Below are 16,007 nucleotides of genomic sequence, written 5' to 3'. Positions count from 1 at the left end.
CATCAGCACGCCGCTTCTGAGAACATCCTTTATCTTTGACTGAGAATGAGTATTCTACGATCGCATGGGTGTACTTGACGGACAGACCGCGTTCATTCTGGGTGCCTCGGCCGGAATCGCTCAGGCGAGTGCCAAGCTGTTGGCCGCCGACGGTGCCACGCTATACCTGCTCGGCAGGTCGAGCACGCGCCTGGAAGCGACCCGCGAGGGCATCCGCGCCGTAGCTCCGGGGGCCGAAATCGTACTCCAGAAGGGCGATCCGGAAGACGAGGCGACCGTCGCGGCAGCCGCCCAGGCGGCCTTTGACGTCAACGGGCGGCTGGACATCGTCGTCGGTACGGTGGCCATCGGGGGCACGGGTCCGTTGATCGAGCAGGACCTCGAGACCTTCACCAACTTCGTCATGGGCAATCTGCGGTCCAATTTCCTGGCGATGCGCTACTCGGCGCCGCTCATGACCAACGGCGGGTCGATCGTGTTCATCTCGTCGACGTCGTCGAAGATCCCGATGGAGGGACTGGGGCACTACTCGGCCGGCAAGGCCGCGCTCGAGATGATGATCCGGGTGGCGGCATCCGAACTCGGGCCGAAAGGAATTCGCGTCAACGCCGTCCGGCCGGGCTTGACCGAGGCGGCCACTACCCAGGGCTACATCCACCTGGAGGAGTTGACCAGCAGCTTCCTCGAACGTGTCCCGTTGGGCCGGCTTGGGGTGTCCGACGATATCGCGCCCGGCGTCCGGTACCTCGCCGGCCCCGAGTCGAGTTGGATGACCGGGCAGAGCTTTGCGATCGACGGCGGCAACGAGGTGAGGGGCGCGCCTCGGGGCCCGATGTTCACCGTCTAGCCGAAATCAAATGCGTTGCGGGGAGCGGTGATCGGCAGATCCAGCGAGGTGGCGATGCCGGGGGCGGCATCGACAACGTATGGGATGGCGTTGACCACGCGCATGGCTGTCGCCTCCATGGCATCGTCGTTCGCTGACTGCGCGGTCGGTTCGGTACCGAAACGAAGATCGCAGTGGATGTGCGGTTCGCCCTCGATGACGATGCGGTAGGTGCCGTGCGGCGCGGACGCCCATTCGGGTGCGAGATCGGGGGCCATGCGGTTGATGTGTTCGATGGTGATCACCGGATGGCCGCCGACGACACCGGTGGTCTCGGCGCGCACCGCCCCACAGGTGCCGGCAGGTATCAGTCCGCACGCCACGTGCAGGTCGCGTGGCGTGATCACCCGCTCGTAGCGTTCGGTTACGTCGTCGAGCTCGACGCCAAGGGCTCGTGCCACCAGACCGATCGGTGGTCCCCATGCGAACCGCTGTGCGCCTTCCAGCTCGAGCAGCGGCGTGAAGTCGAGCGGACGACCGAAGCCCATCGCGTCGAACATCGAGTACTCATTGGGGTACGCCGAGTAGTCGAAGATCTCCTGCGCGCGGACCGACCGGATGGTGTTGGACAGGGTGGACAGCACGACGGCGAACTGATCACCGGCGAAACCCGGTTCGATACCCGAGGTGTATATCGTGACGCCGCCGGCGAGCGCCGCCGCGCGCACTTGATCTGCCAAATCGGGAATCCATCTGTCGGGAAACATCATCCCCGGTGTATTGGTCGTGACGACGTTGATGCCGGCCTTTAGGAATCGGACATAGTCGGGAACTGCGGCCGCGTCCAGGTCGGCGCCCAACGCCGCATAGACCACGCAGTCTGGCCTCAGCCCGATGATGTCGTCGAGGTCGGATGTGGTCGTCACGCCGATGGGGCCAAGGCCGACGACCTCACCGGCATCGCGGCCCGTCTTCTCGGGACTGTGCACCCACACCCCGACCAGGTCGAGGTGCGCTCGGCGGTTGATCGCCCGCACCGCGATGCTGCCCACACCGCCGGTCGAAATGACGGCTACGCGTAATACCTTGTCTGGCATGGCCACTGCTCCTCGGTTTCTTACAGATCGGGGATCGGAAGTGATGAATTCGGCCCTTGCAGGCCACCGTCGACGATGAAGGTCGAATTGGTGGCGTAACAATCCCTGGTGCACAGGTACAACGTCAGCCGGCCGAGGTCTGCGACGTCACCAATGCGATGCAGCGGCGTCAACTCTTTCAATTTCTCCTGGGAGCCGGGCATCAGGTCGAAGCTCGACTGCAGCCCGGTCGTCATGAATGCACCCAGGGCGATGGCATTCACGCGGATCTTGGGAGCGAGCTCTTGTGCCATGGCTCGGGTCAGTGCTTCGAGCCCTCCCTTGGCCACCGAGTAGGGCAGTAATCCGCGGATTCCGAATCGACCGGCCCCGGAGGAGATGTTGACGATCGAGCCCCGCCCCACATCCAACATGTGGGGCACGGCGAGCTGGCTCATGACAAACGCGGTTGTAACGCAGTAGTCGAACGTCTGGCGAAGGTTATCGTCGGTGAGGCTCAGAAACGGTCCGTAGGTGGCGAAACCGACGTTGTTGACGAGGATGTCGATGCGGCCGAACTCGTCGACCGCGGTCCGCACCACACGCTCGCTGTCGGAGCGTTCGAGCGCGTCGGCGGTGAGCGCAAGGCCCTTTCCGCCCGCTTCTTCGATTTCCGTGATCGTCCGTTGCACCTCGGAAGTCGTTCGGGCCGTGCCGACGATCGTGGCACCTGCTTCTGCGAGTACCTTCGCGATGCCCTCGCCGACTCCTCGCCCGGCGCCGGTGACTATCGCAACCTGACCGTCTAGCTTGAACTGTTCCAGTGCCACGACGCGCCTCTCTGCGCAGATGTGTGCGTATGCAGCCGCAAATCTACCGCAATGAGAATCAATGTTTCCGAATTCGGAAGGTATTCCTTCTCCGACGTCGTAAAGTCGTTCACATGTCCCGGGCACTGCCGCTATTGCACCACGTCGTTTTCGCGATCGGCCTCGAGCGCCTCGACCTTGCCGCGGATTACCTGAGCGCTCTGGGTTTTCATTTCCAGGCTTTCGAACTGGAGCACCTCGGCCTGCAGATCCGCCTCGACTGGGATCGCGGATTCGAGCTGATCGCGCCCACCGCGGCCGCGCCAACCGACGCGGGTACGGCATCGGACTTTCTGGCCCGCAACGGCGACGGGCTGTTCTCTGTGGTCGTGCGTACGAAGGATTGCGATGCGGCCGAAAACATCGCCGCGCGGCACGGGGCCAAATCCGACTTCCGGCAGCGCCACGACGGCGACGGCTTCGAGTTGACCGAAGTCAAGCTCGAGCCGTTGTTCGGGATCCCGTTGACGCTGATGAGCACGAACATGCCGGACGGGCAACCGATCACGCCCTAGCGGGCCGACAAAAGCCCGCTGAGCTGCCGTGCCAATTCCGACTTCTTCACCTTCCCCGTCGCGGTGAAAGGGAGGTCCTGTTTTGCGGTGACCCAGATGAACTTCGGCACCTTGTACGCCGAGAGCCGCGCGCGCAGTTGCTCTCGCAGAGATTCGCCATTGAGTGTCGATTCGCCTCGGGGCACCACCGCCGCGGCGACCACCGTCCCGTCGTCGCTGTCGGCACCGACGACGTATGCCTCGAGAACGCCGTCGCAGTCGGCCAGTGCCAGTTCGACTTCGCTGGGTGTGACGTTGGTGCCGCCGCTCGTCTTGATCAGCTCGCCCAGGCGGCCGGTGAATCTGATCCACCCGTCGTCGTACTGGACGCCGCAGTCGCCGGTCCGGTAGTAGCCGTCGGGCGTGAACACGTCCTCGCGCTCATGCTTGTGCAGGCGTTGCATCAACGAATATCCGCGAACCCAGATCTCGCCTGGCGTGCCAATAGGCGTCGGCTGTCCAGTGTCCGGGTCGACGAGCAGGTGATGCAGCCCGTCTATCGGTAGGCCGCCGGTTTCCGAGCGTTCTGCCGGCTGCGCCAGATATGGGTCGACCCCGAGGTGATTGCCGCACAGCTCGGTCATTCCCAGGCCACTGGAGCCCTTGGGCTGACGCTGGGGTGGCACCATCGCGGGCATGCTGGTGCGGCGCACCGCACTCAGATCGCGAGCCGAGAAGTCTGGATGTTCGGCTAGTGTCTTGCCCTGCTGCGGCCAACCCAGCGCGATCGTCGCGCGGTGACGTTCCATGAGTTCCAGCGCTTCTGTTGCGTCGAAAGCGGGCTGGGTGACCAAGGTTGCGCCGTGGTGGATCACCGCGTGCAATCCGGTGATCAGCCCGCCCACCCAGAAGAAGGGCATGGCGGTGAACATCACGTCGTCGTGGGTGACGCAGTACATGTACGTGAGGTTGTAGGTGTGGCGGACCAGCGTGCCGTGGGTGTGCACAGGCCCCTTCGGGTCGCCGGTACTGCCCGAGGTGTAGATGATCATCACCTCGTCGGCCGGTGTCACGCAGGATTCCACGTCGACGAGGAAGTCGGCGTCGGCGGTCGGCAGCGCGCCGTCGGCGGGGAGCCTCGTTGTCCAGGCCCGATCGGACGGTCCCCACACCGCGACGGTCCGCAGGAAGGGGGCCTTGCGCACCATGATGCGACCTGGCCGGTCCTGGCCAGCGAGGCCCGGCAGTGCATCTTCCAGCCGGGTCAAAAAGTCGTGATTGCGGAACCGCGACCACGCCAAGATCGCGTTCAGGTCCGCATGGCGCGCAGTCCAGGCCAGTTCGGAGGACTTATAGAAGGTGTTGAGCGGAACGGCGACCGCACCGATGCGTGTGGCGGCAAACCACGCCAGCGCCCAGTCGACGCTGTTGGGCATCAGGATGCCGACATGGTCACCCTTGCTGATGCCCTGCGCCAATAGGGCAGCGGCCAGTGCGGCTGAACGCCGGTCGAGATCGGCGTAGGTCAATCTCCGCCCGTCGGCGATTAGGAACGGCCTGTCTCCGTAGCGTGCTGCGCAAAACCTCACCAGCGCGGGGATCGTGGGTGAGATCGTCGGGAAGGGCATGAGCGCAGGATAGTAGGCTTTCCGAAAAACGGTAACACCGGTTCTCACCGACCGGCTCCGACTTACAATTCGGCCATGGCCACAGATTTGCGGGGTTCGGCAGCTGGCGACAGGTTCGACCAGGTGGAGTCGAGTCTGGCAATCAGTCAGCTGCCCAGCAGGTATGCGATGGCCCTCGACGCCCGGGACCTCGACGCCTTGGTGGCGCTGTTCGTCGACGATGTCGGCGCCGGCGCGGAGGGTAGCGGCCGGGATGCATTGAAGCGTTGGTACGACCAGGTGCTCCGGCGGTTCTACCGCAGCATCCACCTGATCTGCGGCCACCAGTTTGACTTCGTCGACGCCGAGCACGCGACCGGATCGGTCTACTGCCGCGCCGAACACGAGGACGGCGACGGGTGGTACGTGATCACGATGCGCTACGACGACGTCTACGAACGCCGCGATGGCCAGTGGTATTTCGTGAAGCGACGCGAGCACCCCTGGTATTCAGTCGATGTGACGGAGCGCCCGGGGCCGGAGTTCATGCGCTGGCCGGCCGACGTTCCGTTGCGCGCGGCCATGCCCCAACGCATGCCGACTTGGCAGGCATTTTGGGCCGAGGGAGATCCGGCGCTGCCCGAACGGCTGTCGGCACGTCCGTAGCCTTAGGTCCGGGTTGCCGGTCGGTCGGCGTGGTTTACAAAACCGCATAGAACTGACATTCTCGGATAATGCAAACTGGCGTTATCGCCGTTGCAGACCTATCGGTGCGTTCGCACCCGTGCCGTTTTGACCAGTGGAGGCCGTGATTTCCGTCGACAAAGTACTCAGCGGTGTCCGCGTGCTGGAGGTCGCCGCGTGGACCTTCGTGCCGTCGGCCGGCGCCGTCCTGGCGGAGTGGGGGGCCGAGGTCATCAAGGTCGAGCCGCGTGACGGCGGCGATCCACAGCGTGGACTGGTCACGATGGGCATTGTTGACGGGGGCGGCGGCACGGTCAACTACATGATCGAGATACCCAATCGAGGGAAGAAGTCGATAGGCGTCGATCTCAGTACTCCCGGCGGCCAAGACGTTATCCGCAAGCTGGCCGCGACCTGCGATGTGTTCCTCACCAGCTACCTGCCCAGCCGGCGCAAGAAAATGGGCATCGACGTCGACGACATCAGAGCCGCCAACCCTGGCATCGTGTACGTGCGCGGGTCGGGCCACGGTCCGAAGGGGCCCGATGCCGACAAGCCCGGCTATGACGGCGTCTCCTACTGGGCACGCGGCGGCATCGCCACCATACTCACCGAGGACGCCGAGGAATTGGTCCGCTCGCGACCCGCCTTCGGCGACCTGCTCGGAGGAATGACGATCGCCGGTGGGATCGCGGCCGCGTTGTACCGAAAGGCGACCACCGGCGAGGGTTCCGTCGTGGATGTCTCCCTGCTCGGGCTGGCGGCATGGAACCTCAGCCCCGACGTCGCCGTCAGCCAGATCCACGGCGGCAGCGCCGTCCCGCGCTACAGCCACGCCGACTCGCCCAATCCGTTGGTGGGGACCTACCGCACCAAGGACGACCGCTACGTCCAGCTGATGATGCTGCAACTCGACAAGTTCTACCCGGAAGCGATGCGCGCCATTGGCCTACCCGAGCTCGTCGATGATACGCGATTTGCCGCGGCCGCAACGCGATTCGCCAACCGGACGGAACTCATAGCGCTGATGGACGAAGCGTTTGCCCAACGTACACTCGCCGAATGGCGCGAAGCGCTCGCGGACCTTTCCGGCGCCTGGGGCGTGGTGCAGACGCCGGGGGAGCTGTGCCACGACCCGGCGGTGACCGCGAATGGCTATATCGCCAGCACAACAACGATGAACGGTTCGCCGTACTCGCTGCCCACCAACCCCGTCCAGTTCGACGAACAGGCCGTGGTCCCGCCAGGGGCGCCCGAGCACGGCCAGCACACCGAAGAAGTGTTGATGGAGGCAGGCTTCGACTGGGCCACTATCGCGGCTTACAAGGAGACCGGAGCGATCCTATGAGCGCGACGACGTCACACGAAGTCGCCGGCAGCCCCGTGGAATTCGACCCGTTCTCTGAAGACTTCTTCAACGGGGCGTTCGACACCTACCGGCGGCTACGGGACGAGGCTCCGGTCTATTACAACGCCAGGTGGGATTTCTGGGCTCTGACCCGGTACGAAGACGTGGCGCCCGCCACCAAGGACCACGAAACATATTCGTCGGCAAAGGGCGCGACGCTGGACATGGTGCACGCGCATGACGATGCCCTACCCGTGCCGAAAGTGATCATTTCGATGGACCCGCCGGAACACAACAAGATGCGCGGGCTGGTCAGCAGCGTGTTCACCCCGCGCGCCATTGCCGCGCTGGAAGACATGGTGCGCGAGAAGGTCTACGAACGAATCCACGCAATCGACCCGTCTTCCTTCGACGTGGTGGCCGACTTCTCGGCCCTGTTTCCGAACGAGATCATCACCACCATGCTCGGGGTGCCGAAGCAGGATCGTGACCAGATCCGGCACTGGCTCGACCTGTTGCTCGAACGGCGCCCGGGTCAGATCGCGGTGCCTGCTGAGGGTTTCGAGGCATCGACGAAGACCGGTATCTACTACTACAATCTTGTTCAGCAGCGGCGCGCCGAACCCCGCGACGACATGATCAGCCGGCTTATCGAGACCGAGATCGAGCGCGACGGTCAGGTGGAGAAACTCACCGACGTAGATATCACCGGATTCGCGACCATGCTCGGAGGCGCTGGAGCCGAGACCGTGACGAAGCTCATCGGTAACGCCATGGTGGCCTTCGCCGACTTTCCCGACCAGTGGCGAAAGCTACGACAGGACCGCGGCAAGATTCCCGCGGCGATCGAAGAGTTATTGCGCTACGAGGCGCCGTCGCAGTACCAGATTCGCACCGCCACCCGCGATGTTGTGCTGCACGACAAGGTGATTCCCCAAGGTAGCGCCGTGCTGCTCGTCACCGGCTCCGCGACGCGCGACGAACGGATGTTCCCGGAACCCGATCGGCTGGACATCGACCGTGAGCGCAGGATGGGCTTCAATCTCGCCTTCGGCTACGGCATCCACAGCTGTCTGGGGGCGGCGCTGGCGAGGATGGAAAGCCGCATCGCTCTCGACGCGCTGCTCGACCTCATCCCCGAGTACGAAGTCGACCGCGGCGGGTTGCGCCGGGTGGCCATGTCGAATGTTTTCGGCTGGGCCAATGTTCCCGTGCGCAAGCGGGGCTGAATTTTGTTCGCTCCTTTATGAAAGCGGGAAAAGATGACCTCTGATCGCGTGGCTCTACACCGCAGGATCGCACACGGGAAGTGGGAGGCCTACGCGAAGGCTCCGGAGATCGGCAAAATCAGCTACGGCGAGGAGTGGGTCTACGCACCAGACGCTGTGATGATGTGCCCCCTGTTCAACGGCGGCGCCGATCACGTGATGGCCGACCTGGCGTCGGAGGAGGTTCTCGCGGCCATGCAGAAGTACGCGCCCGACGGCGACATGCTCACATGCGAATTCCGCATGTGGTGGAAGCACATGCCGGACTTTCGAATCGTCACTCCGTTCGAGTGCACCTCTGCCGATTGGGGGTTCGCAGTCCGCGACACCTACGCGGGAACGCTGGCCGACGGGACGGTGCTCCAGCTTCACGAATGGGATTACGTGTGGACCAACGACGAGGGCCACATAACCCGTTGGGACTGGTTCGTCGATTCCCGGGAGTGGCACCCCTTCCTCGATCTCATCGGCCTCGATCGCGACAGCCTGACGTATCAGGCCTACACCGTGAACTTCCTGCGTGAAGGCAGCATTGTGGGCTGAGGTCTGGCGCCTTGATGTGGTCGTCGACCGCGCCATCAGCGGGTAGCGGTGTAAGGGAGAGATCTAGTTCGTGATTGCCTGCTCACGACTGCTGGACCCGCCAAGGGATAGCCAAGCACGCCAGGTGCGGCGTCGACGACCTCGGGTATGGAGTTGACCGCAGCCAGCGCCGTAACCGCGACACCCGGATTGACCCGATCCGAGGGCGATTGCTCGAAGTACAGCTCCAAACACATACTGGGCCGCCCCTCGACTCGGATGACCATGCCACCTTGGTCTTCCCTCGACGGCCTCGGCCATCGCTGCGGCCAGGGTGTGGAACTTACCGTCGCAAAGTACTGGACCGCGACCACTGGACGACCATCGACGACGCCGGCGAGCTGCCAACGGTGCCCGCATATCGTCCCTTCCGGAATCACGCCGATTGCGGTTTCCAGATCCGTTGGCGCAAGCAACGTTTCCCAATCCAGTTCAACTCCGTCTAGTTCCAGACCGAGGATGTCGGCGATGTAGTGCACCACCGTCTGCCAATCGTGGTTAACCTTGCCCGACGCGATTCGAGCGGGCACGTGCCCGTCTGGCTTTCCAAACCCCATGGATTCGTGCAGGACATCCCAAATGGGATAGGACTTGTCGAGGTCGATCGCGTATTCGTCCATCCGATAGGACTCGACGGTTCCGGCGCCGGCAAGCAGGGCGGTAGGGATGTTGAGACTGACGAAGCCCGGCTCGGCGCCGGTGGCGTAGAAAGTCGAATTACCCTTCGCCGCTGCGGCTTCTACGGCCGCACGCCACTCCGGCGGCGCCGCAGGCGGGTAGACCATCGGGATCGTAGAGATCGTCACCACGTTGATCCCCGCCTCGAGGTAGGCGACGATGTCGGCGATTGCGTCGTTCTCGCGCCGGACGGCGGTGGCACAGTAGGTAACACAGTCCGGCGTGAGAGCCAGCACCGCGTCGAGATCGTCGGTTGCCGATATACCGACATCCGCTCGGCCACACAGGCGACCCGCGTCGACTCCGGCCTTCTCGGGCGTGGACACTTTCACTCCGACGAGTTCCAGTGCCGGATCATCGATGATTGCCCGGAGTGCCTCCTTCCCGGTCAGTCCCGTACCTACGTGAACAACGCGATACCTTCCGGATTTCTCAGTTGCCACCGTTCAGTCTCCTATGTGCGTTGTTTCAAGAGCCGACATCGTCGTGCTCCACGGTTACGGCGGATCATTGCGCTACCGCACGTACGGGTACGCGTCCCCAGCCGAAGACATTCGGCATCTTGACCCGTTGCAGGCCCGCGACGTCTACCTCGAACTCGGGGATCAAGTCCAACAGGGCATCGATGGCAATGCGTCCCTCCATGCGCGCCAGTGCCGCGCCGAGACAGCTGTGTATTCCGTAGCCGAATCCGAGGTTGTGGCCTGAGTGCCGACGATAGATGTCGAAGCGATCCGCGTCGACGAACGCACGCTCATCCCTGGTGGCCGAACCATTGATGAGCATCACCGGCTTGTGCTCGGGTATCACCGTGCCGTGAAGCTCGACATCGACTTTGCTCCAACGGATGTCGTATTGCGATGGTCCCTCGTAACGCAACAGCTCTTCGAAGGCGGCGGGGATGAGGCTTCGGTCTCGCCGTAGTGCCTGCCATTGGTCTTGGTGTCGCGCAAACACGACTGCGGCGCTGGCGACCAGCTTGGTCACCGTCTCGGCGCCCGCACCACCGAGCAACGACGCAAAGGCCGAAATCTCCATGTCGTCGAGGCGGGTCATGGTGCCGTCATCGCGTTCGACCTCGACCTGGGTGAGGCGCGAAATCATGTCGTCTTGCGGGTTGGCGCGTTTCTCGACGACAAGGTCGTAGTAATACCTCCACATGGTCACCGCCGACTCGCGGCCGTGCGGCGTCGTGCTGATGTTTCCCGGCTCGCGTTCCAGCAGTGCGTCGAGCCAGTGCCGGATCTGCTGGCGACCGTCCGGCGGCACCCCCAACATCGTGGTGATGATCTCGACGGGGAACAGCGCCGAGAAGTCCTCGACCATGTCGAACGACGTCACATCGATGGTTCGCGCGATTGTGTCGATCACCTTCCGGATCATCGGCTCGAGCTTGGCGATCGCACGCGGGGTAAATACCTTGTTCACCAGCGACCGCATTCTGGTGTGCTGCGGAGGGTCCATCATGATGATCACCCCTTGCGGGATCATCGCGTCAGGATCGATGAAATGATCGAGGGTCACACCCTTTGCGGAGGAATACTGTTCGTGATCACGCATTGCGCTCGCGACATCTTCATAGCGAGAAAGGGCCCAGAAGTCGTACTGAGTGCTGTGGTAGACCGGCGCCCGATCGCGTAGTTGGCGGTAGGTCTCGAACGGATCGTTGAAGAACTCATCCGAGAAGGGATCGAAGTGAACAGATCCCAGAGACGTGCCAGATTGATCGTTCATTGACATCATGGTTTTTTCAGAATCGCGAACGCCCCTGCGCTGGAGCGCTAGGCCCCCACGCCGCCCTCCTTCAGGAAGTTGATGGTGTACTCCTGGCTAGTCAGCCCGTCGGGCTCGAGCCCGATCAGTGCAAGCAACGATTTCCACTCGGCCGAGTCGACAAACCAGTCCCAGCGCGTGATATGCCCGTTCTCGTCGGTCCAGATGTAGTCCCATTCCCGCAGTTCCAACCGTGTCCCGTCGGGAAGTGTCCCCGCATAGGTGTCGCAGGAGGAGAAGCCCCAATCGCCGGCCACACATTCGAATGGGCTGATTAGCCGGTAGTCCGGCATGTGCTTCCACCACATGCGCCACTCCGGGGTGAGAATATCGCCGTCCGGCGCATACTTGGCGACGGCCGCCGCGACCTCGTCGGAGAGCATGTCGGCTGCCGACTGCGGGACACCGTCGTTGAACAGGGGACTCATCATCACAGAATTGGGTGCCCAGATGAACTCGTCGCCGAAGGTAACGTGGCGGTTGCGTTCAATCGGTTTTGCATAGCCCTCCCACTTCGCGAAGGCAATCCTTTCGTGTAGCGCCACGCGGTCCCGAGTCATCTCATGTCCTTTCGGCTAGTGCAGCTCGGCGAATCTCTTTAAATAGGGCCAAGCGATCGCGGGCGGTATCCCGCCACATAGCGGCGAGACGTTGAACACCTCACCGGCTGCGATGCGCTTCCGCGCTTCGTCGACCGAGAGGATCACATGTGACGACGTATTGCGAAGCTCGTCGATGGTCGTGGCGGTGGTGATGTTGGCAGACACGGCGTTGTCGGGGTTCCACTCTGAGTAGGCCATCGCATCGTGCAGGAGGTACTTGCCGATCTCGTCCCACGCCGCGTCGACGTCCTCGGCGACGAAGCAGTTGGTCGCCGCATTACGCTCGGGGATGAGGACGAAGCCGGGCTCGAACCCGTTGTCGCGGCATGCTTTTTCGTAGGCATCGCGCATTCCGGGCACTCCGCCGTTGGCAAGCAACCCGAGACCGTTGCGTCCAGCACGCCGGGCGGCTGCCAGGCTGGCACCGCCCCAGCTCATCATGGGACCTTCCGGCGTGCGCGGTCGTGGGGTGACCTTCATTCGCCTGCCACCGTGTTCGATTTCTTCGCCGGCCAGGAGGCGGCGTAGTACGGCGAGCTTCTCGTCCGCCAGCCTACCGCGGTCGGACATAGAGAGTCCGAAGTGATCGTATTCCTCAGCGCGATATCCGATTCCGAATACGTAGGTGGCTCTGCCCGCGCTGATGTGATCCAGCACGGCGATGTCCTCGGCCAGCCGTGCCGGATCGTAGAACGGCAGCAAAATCGTCAGGTTCAGCATCAGTTGCTTCGTGCGAGCCGCGATGGCCGCGCCGAGCAGCAACGGCGACGGCAGATAACCGTCGTCTGCACAGTGGTGTTCGCACAGTACGACGGCGATACAGCCATGCTGCTCGGCCCACGCCGACATCTCAGTGGCCGCGGCGTACAACTCGGTGGCCGGCGCTCCGATGGAGGGCGCTCGCATGTCGAAGCGAAGGGTGAACATAGCCCTGTCTAACCCCGCTGCCGTGCGTCGGAACCCATGACTTCGGCACTTGCCTGCATGATCAGACGAACCACTTCGTTGCGCGACATGGACTTGAAAAGTTCAGACGCCATCTGGACGTCATCGCCCGTGGCGATCGTCGGTCCGTTGCGAAGGTTGGCGAAAGCCTCATCCACGACGCTCGCCGCGGTCACCGCGCCCGGGGGAATCTCGTCGAGAGATTTGAGTCGGCCGCGCTCGAACTCCAGTTGCCGCAGAGCCGGTGTGTCGGTCATGCCGAGGACCAGACCCAGGACGTCAACGCCCTTGTCGTGCAACTCCGCCCAGAGCCCCTCGGTGAAAACCATGTCGAAGGCCTTGGTTCCTCCGTATGCCACCATGTTTCGGCCACCGGCCAGCGCGGCGCCCGAAGTAAAGTTCACGATGCCGCCCCGTCCACGCTCAACCATGAGGCCCGCGAAATGGTGACACAACCGCATCAGCACCAGGCAGTTGCGTTGCAGCAGGGCTTCGGCTGCCGATACCGGATTGGCAAGAAAAGGTTGATAATTCGGATCCCCGCCGGCGCAATACACCAGCATGCCGACCTCGAGGTCTGCGGTGGCGTCGATAATGGACTGCGAGGCGTCGGCCTCGGTGAGATCGATGGCGAGAGCCCGAGTTTCGACACCGGTGCGCTCGTGAATTGCCCCGGCCACCGTGTCGAGAAGGTGCTGGCGACGAGCGACGAGCGCAACGTTCACCCCTTCCTGCGCCAACCGCTCGGCGAACAACGCGCCGCACCCGTCGGACGCGCCGACGACCACCGCCCACGGTCCGTAGCTTTGTGCGATATCACCCATGGGCGCCCGTCACTGCAGCGAGCCGAACCGATGTGTAGGTACGGTGGTCGATCCGCCAACCGTCCGGCGTCCGTGCGACGTGGTCGTCGTAGTAACCGACGGGGTTCGCGCCCGAGCCGTCCTCCATCAGGATCAGTGCGTCGACGTAGGTGCGGATCGTCGCCGTGTCCCCGTCTATTGCTATGGCCTGGTTGGTCATTCGATGGATCGTGTGCGCCGCACCGACATGGACTGCCTCCATAAACTGCGCAACCTCTGCGCCACCGGCCCACTGGCCGACCACACCGTAGTCGACGCGTGCATCCTCCGTGAAAACTCTCGTGAGAAGCCAATATTGCTGACTGTCGATTGCCGTTGCGTATCGGACCGTCAGGTCGAAAATGTCGTCGCGGTCCGACATCAGAGGTCACCGTTCGGGTGAATCACCACGCGGGGCGGCCCTTCGGACCGCCGCGCCGCCTCCAGCGCCGCCGGCACCTCGTCGAGACCGATGATCTTGCCGACGCTGGGCAGTGGGTCGAGCTTCCCCTCGACGACCGCGTGCAAAACGCCGTACCAGTCCTGCGGCAGGGGCCCTCCACCGAACTGCAGCGTGAGACCGTTTCGTGTGGCTGCGGTGATGTTGAGGGTGTCGCCGGTGTACCAGCCACCCGCGCAGTAGATGCGCGACGAGAACTCCGCCTCCGCGACAATCTTGTCGATGAGACCCGCAGCACCAACGCATTCGAATACCACGGCGGAGCCGGCCAGGTGCCGTTCGGCACGAACCTTGCGGAAGGCCTCGAACACCGACTGCTGTGCCGGGTCGACCAGAACATGCGCGCCGAACCCCGTGTGGGCCAGTTCGCGGCGCTCGGCGCTGAAGTCGGACACGATGATCGGATCAACCCCGCGCGCGCTGAGCGCAGCGACCGCCGAAAGCCCGATGGCACCCGCGCCGACGACGATCGGGATCTCGCCGGGCTGCAAATTCGAGGCGCGGACATAAAACTCGCCGACCGCGAAGGCGTCGACAACGGCGACCGCATCGCTGGACACCGAACCCTCTATAACCCTCGCCGTTGCCTCGGGTACCACGAGCAACTCTCCGAAACTGCCCTGCGCCTCGGGGTGCTGTCCGATGATGCGTAAACCCCCGGCGCCGCCGTCCACCAACCGGATCGGCATCGACGTCACCCTGGCCCCGATCGGGAAGCCATCGCCGCAACCAGGGCCGTGGCCGATGACCTCGCCCACGAACTCGTGCCCCAAGACGATGTCGCGGTCGGGGTCATAGAGCGACCGACCCGTCGGATCGTCGACCGCCAACTCCGGATGGTCCATGTAGTGCACATCGGACGCACAGATCGCGGTGCTGAGGGTCTTGAGCAGCAAATCGCTCTGTCCGGGAACGGGATCGGCAGTCTCGCGAACCGTAAGCTCACCGCCTCGCAGCACCACGGCCCGCACTGGCTGTCACATCCTCATGAGATATTCTCTACTATTAGAGAAATTTTTATCTGATTACTGAGTCGACCGTAGGATGCGGCGCGAAGGGAGTCAAGATGCGCGGAGTCACTTCAGCGCCGGCCGAGCGTGTCCTCGATGTCGTCGAGTTGCTCAGCCGGCCGGAAAGTGGCGGGCACCGCTTTTCCGACGTCGCCCGCGAGCTCGGTCTTTCTCAGGCGACGGCACACTCCATACTCAAGACTCTGTGCGACCGCGGTTGGGCGACCCGGGATCCCATTTCCAAAAAATTTGTCCTTGGCCTGACTGTTGCCCTCATCGCGGAGAGGTTCGAAGCCACGCGCCCACTTCTGGCCGTCGCCCGCGAGGCCATCCGCCGTCTCGCCGAGACCACCCGTACGCCGGCCTCGGTAGTCGAGCGCAATGGAGATGAACTGGTGATTACCGCGTTCGAAACTCCTGACGGGTCCACTAAGCCGGTCGCTTCCTACGAGCGTATCCCGTACGCCCCGCCGTTCGGGATCGCCTGCGCCGCTTGGGATATCCCAAGCGAGCAAGAATCGTGGATTCAGCGCGGCGCGGCAGGAGACACGTCGTTGGCCGAGCGCCTTCGCGCAGTGTTGGCCCAGACGCGAGACCGCGGTTATGACATCGATTGGATGACCCCGGCGCTGGCGCAGGCGGCTCATGCGATCGAAACGTTGTCCAACGAGAGAGTGCCCCACAACCTGCGCTCCGTCGTCGACCAACTGCGCGTCGAATTCATTTCGGCGAACTTGCTGTCCGGCGACAGCGCACGTGATGCGCTCCCGGTTGCCACCATCTCCGCGCCCGTGTTGGACGAGAGAGGCCACGTGCGACTCATTCTCGGGATCCACCCGTTACGCGTTATGACGATGAGCGAAATCCGCGCTGCGGCGGATCCGCTGCTGCGCGAGATCGACCGAGTGAGAGGCCACAGAGCGCCGTGACGTGGGGCAGGCGG

The 16,007-nt window shown here is 63.5% G+C and carries 17 protein-coding genes; 7 read left to right on the top strand and 10 right to left on the bottom strand.

Annotated elements, in window-relative coordinates; all coding sequences use genetic code 11:
- Positions 1-64 precede the first annotated feature (64 nt).
- Positions 65-847, top strand: coding sequence for an SDR family NAD(P)-dependent oxidoreductase (locus BN4348_RS47040; protein WP_066914575.1), 783 nt, complete (start codon positions 65-67; stop codon positions 845-847).
- Here the strand turns inward: BN4348_RS47040 and BN4348_RS47035 are convergent.
- Positions 844-1,923, bottom strand: a complete 1,080-nt coding sequence (locus BN4348_RS47035) for an NAD(P)H-dependent amine dehydrogenase family protein (RefSeq protein ID WP_066914625.1) — start codon at positions 1,921-1,923, stop codon at positions 844-846. The two genes, BN4348_RS47040 and BN4348_RS47035, sit on opposite strands and share 4 nt — an antisense overlap.
- 20 nt (positions 1,924-1,943) lie before the next feature.
- Positions 1,944-2,732 (bottom strand): SDR family NAD(P)-dependent oxidoreductase, encoded by a 789-nt coding sequence (locus BN4348_RS47030; RefSeq protein ID WP_066914574.1) that lies wholly within the window; start codon positions 2,730-2,732, stop codon positions 1,944-1,946.
- Positions 2,733-2,845: 113 nt separating this feature from the next.
- Here BN4348_RS47030 and BN4348_RS47025 point away from each other — a divergent pair, with 113 nt between their 5' ends.
- Positions 2,846-3,286, top strand: coding sequence for a VOC family protein (locus tag BN4348_RS47025; protein ID WP_066914573.1), 441 nt, complete (start codon positions 2,846-2,848; stop codon positions 3,284-3,286).
- Here the strand turns inward: BN4348_RS47025 and BN4348_RS47020 are convergent.
- Positions 3,283-4,893, bottom strand: a complete 1,611-nt coding sequence (locus tag BN4348_RS47020) for a class I adenylate-forming enzyme family protein (RefSeq protein ID WP_066914572.1) — start codon at positions 4,891-4,893, stop codon at positions 3,283-3,285. The two genes, BN4348_RS47025 and BN4348_RS47020, sit on opposite strands and share 4 nt — an antisense overlap.
- 75 nt (positions 4,894-4,968) lie before the next feature.
- On the opposite strand from BN4348_RS47020, the gene BN4348_RS47015 reads away from it, so the two are divergent.
- From BN4348_RS47015 to BN4348_RS47000, 4 genes are all read left to right on the top strand, one after another.
- Entirely contained in the window at positions 4,969-5,538 is a 570-nt protein-coding gene (locus tag BN4348_RS47015) for a nuclear transport factor 2 family protein (RefSeq protein WP_066914571.1), read from the top strand.
- 133 nt (positions 5,539-5,671) lie between these two features.
- Positions 5,672-6,904 (top strand): CaiB/BaiF CoA transferase family protein, encoded by a 1,233-nt coding sequence (locus tag BN4348_RS47010; RefSeq protein ID WP_066914570.1) that lies wholly within the window; start codon positions 5,672-5,674, stop codon positions 6,902-6,904.
- On the top strand, positions 6,901-8,133 hold the full coding sequence (locus BN4348_RS47005) for a cytochrome P450 (protein WP_066914569.1): 1,233 nt from the start codon (positions 6,901-6,903) through the stop codon (positions 8,131-8,133). The genes BN4348_RS47010 and BN4348_RS47005 overlap by 4 nt, the downstream gene beginning before the upstream one ends.
- Positions 8,134-8,166: 33 nt before the next feature.
- Positions 8,167-8,715 carry a hypothetical protein gene (locus BN4348_RS47000; protein WP_066914568.1) on the top strand — a complete coding sequence of 183 codons (549 nt, stop codon included), beginning with the start codon at positions 8,167-8,169 and terminating at the stop codon, positions 8,713-8,715.
- Between the two features lie 35 nt (positions 8,716-8,750).
- Here the strand turns inward: BN4348_RS47000 and BN4348_RS46995 are convergent, their stop codons facing one another.
- From BN4348_RS46995 to BN4348_RS46965, 7 genes are all read right to left on the bottom strand, one after another.
- Positions 8,751-9,875: a dihydrodipicolinate reductase gene (locus BN4348_RS46995; protein ID WP_235852769.1), complete on the bottom strand. Its 1,125-nt coding sequence runs from the start codon at positions 9,873-9,875 to the stop codon at positions 8,751-8,753.
- 64 nt (positions 9,876-9,939) lie between these two features.
- Positions 9,940-11,172 carry a cytochrome P450 gene (locus BN4348_RS46990; RefSeq protein ID WP_372513929.1) on the bottom strand — a complete coding sequence of 411 codons (1,233 nt, stop codon included), beginning with the start codon at positions 11,170-11,172 and terminating at the stop codon, positions 9,940-9,942.
- A 41-nt stretch (positions 11,173-11,213) separates the two neighbouring features.
- The gene (locus BN4348_RS46985; RefSeq protein ID WP_066914566.1) at positions 11,214-11,765 is read right to left on the bottom strand and encodes a hypothetical protein; all 552 of its coding nucleotides are present in this window, start codon (positions 11,763-11,765) and stop codon (positions 11,214-11,216) included.
- A 15-nt stretch (positions 11,766-11,780) separates the two neighbouring features.
- Positions 11,781-12,734 carry an LLM class flavin-dependent oxidoreductase gene (locus tag BN4348_RS46980; protein WP_066914565.1) on the bottom strand — a complete coding sequence of 318 codons (954 nt, stop codon included), beginning with the start codon at positions 12,732-12,734 and terminating at the stop codon, positions 11,781-11,783.
- An 8-nt stretch (positions 12,735-12,742) separates the two neighbouring features.
- On the bottom strand, positions 12,743-13,576 hold the full coding sequence (locus BN4348_RS46975; RefSeq protein ID WP_066914564.1) for an SDR family NAD(P)-dependent oxidoreductase: 834 nt from the start codon (positions 13,574-13,576) through the stop codon (positions 12,743-12,745).
- A complete protein-coding gene (locus BN4348_RS46970; RefSeq protein ID WP_066914563.1) occupies positions 13,569-13,976 on the bottom strand; it encodes a nuclear transport factor 2 family protein in 408 nt (135 codons plus the stop codon). Before BN4348_RS46970 ends, BN4348_RS46975 begins: the two co-directional genes overlap by 8 nt.
- Complete coding sequence (locus BN4348_RS46965; RefSeq protein ID WP_066914623.1) at positions 13,976-15,016, bottom strand: zinc-binding dehydrogenase; 1,041 nt, start codon at positions 15,014-15,016, stop codon at positions 13,976-13,978. The genes BN4348_RS46970 and BN4348_RS46965 overlap by 1 nt, the downstream gene beginning before the upstream one ends.
- Positions 15,017-15,120: 104 nt before the next feature.
- On the opposite strand from BN4348_RS46965, the gene BN4348_RS46960 reads away from it, so the two are divergent.
- Complete coding sequence (locus BN4348_RS46960; RefSeq protein ID WP_066914562.1) at positions 15,121-15,993, top strand: helix-turn-helix domain-containing protein; 873 nt, start codon at positions 15,121-15,123, stop codon at positions 15,991-15,993.
- Positions 15,994-16,007: the final 14 nt, after the last annotated feature.

It is taken from the genome of Mycobacterium interjectum, from assembly GCF_900078675.2.
Classification (GTDB): domain Bacteria; phylum Actinomycetota; class Actinomycetes; order Mycobacteriales; family Mycobacteriaceae; genus Mycobacterium; species Mycobacterium interjectum.
This window is presented reverse-complemented; position numbering and strand designations above follow the sequence as displayed.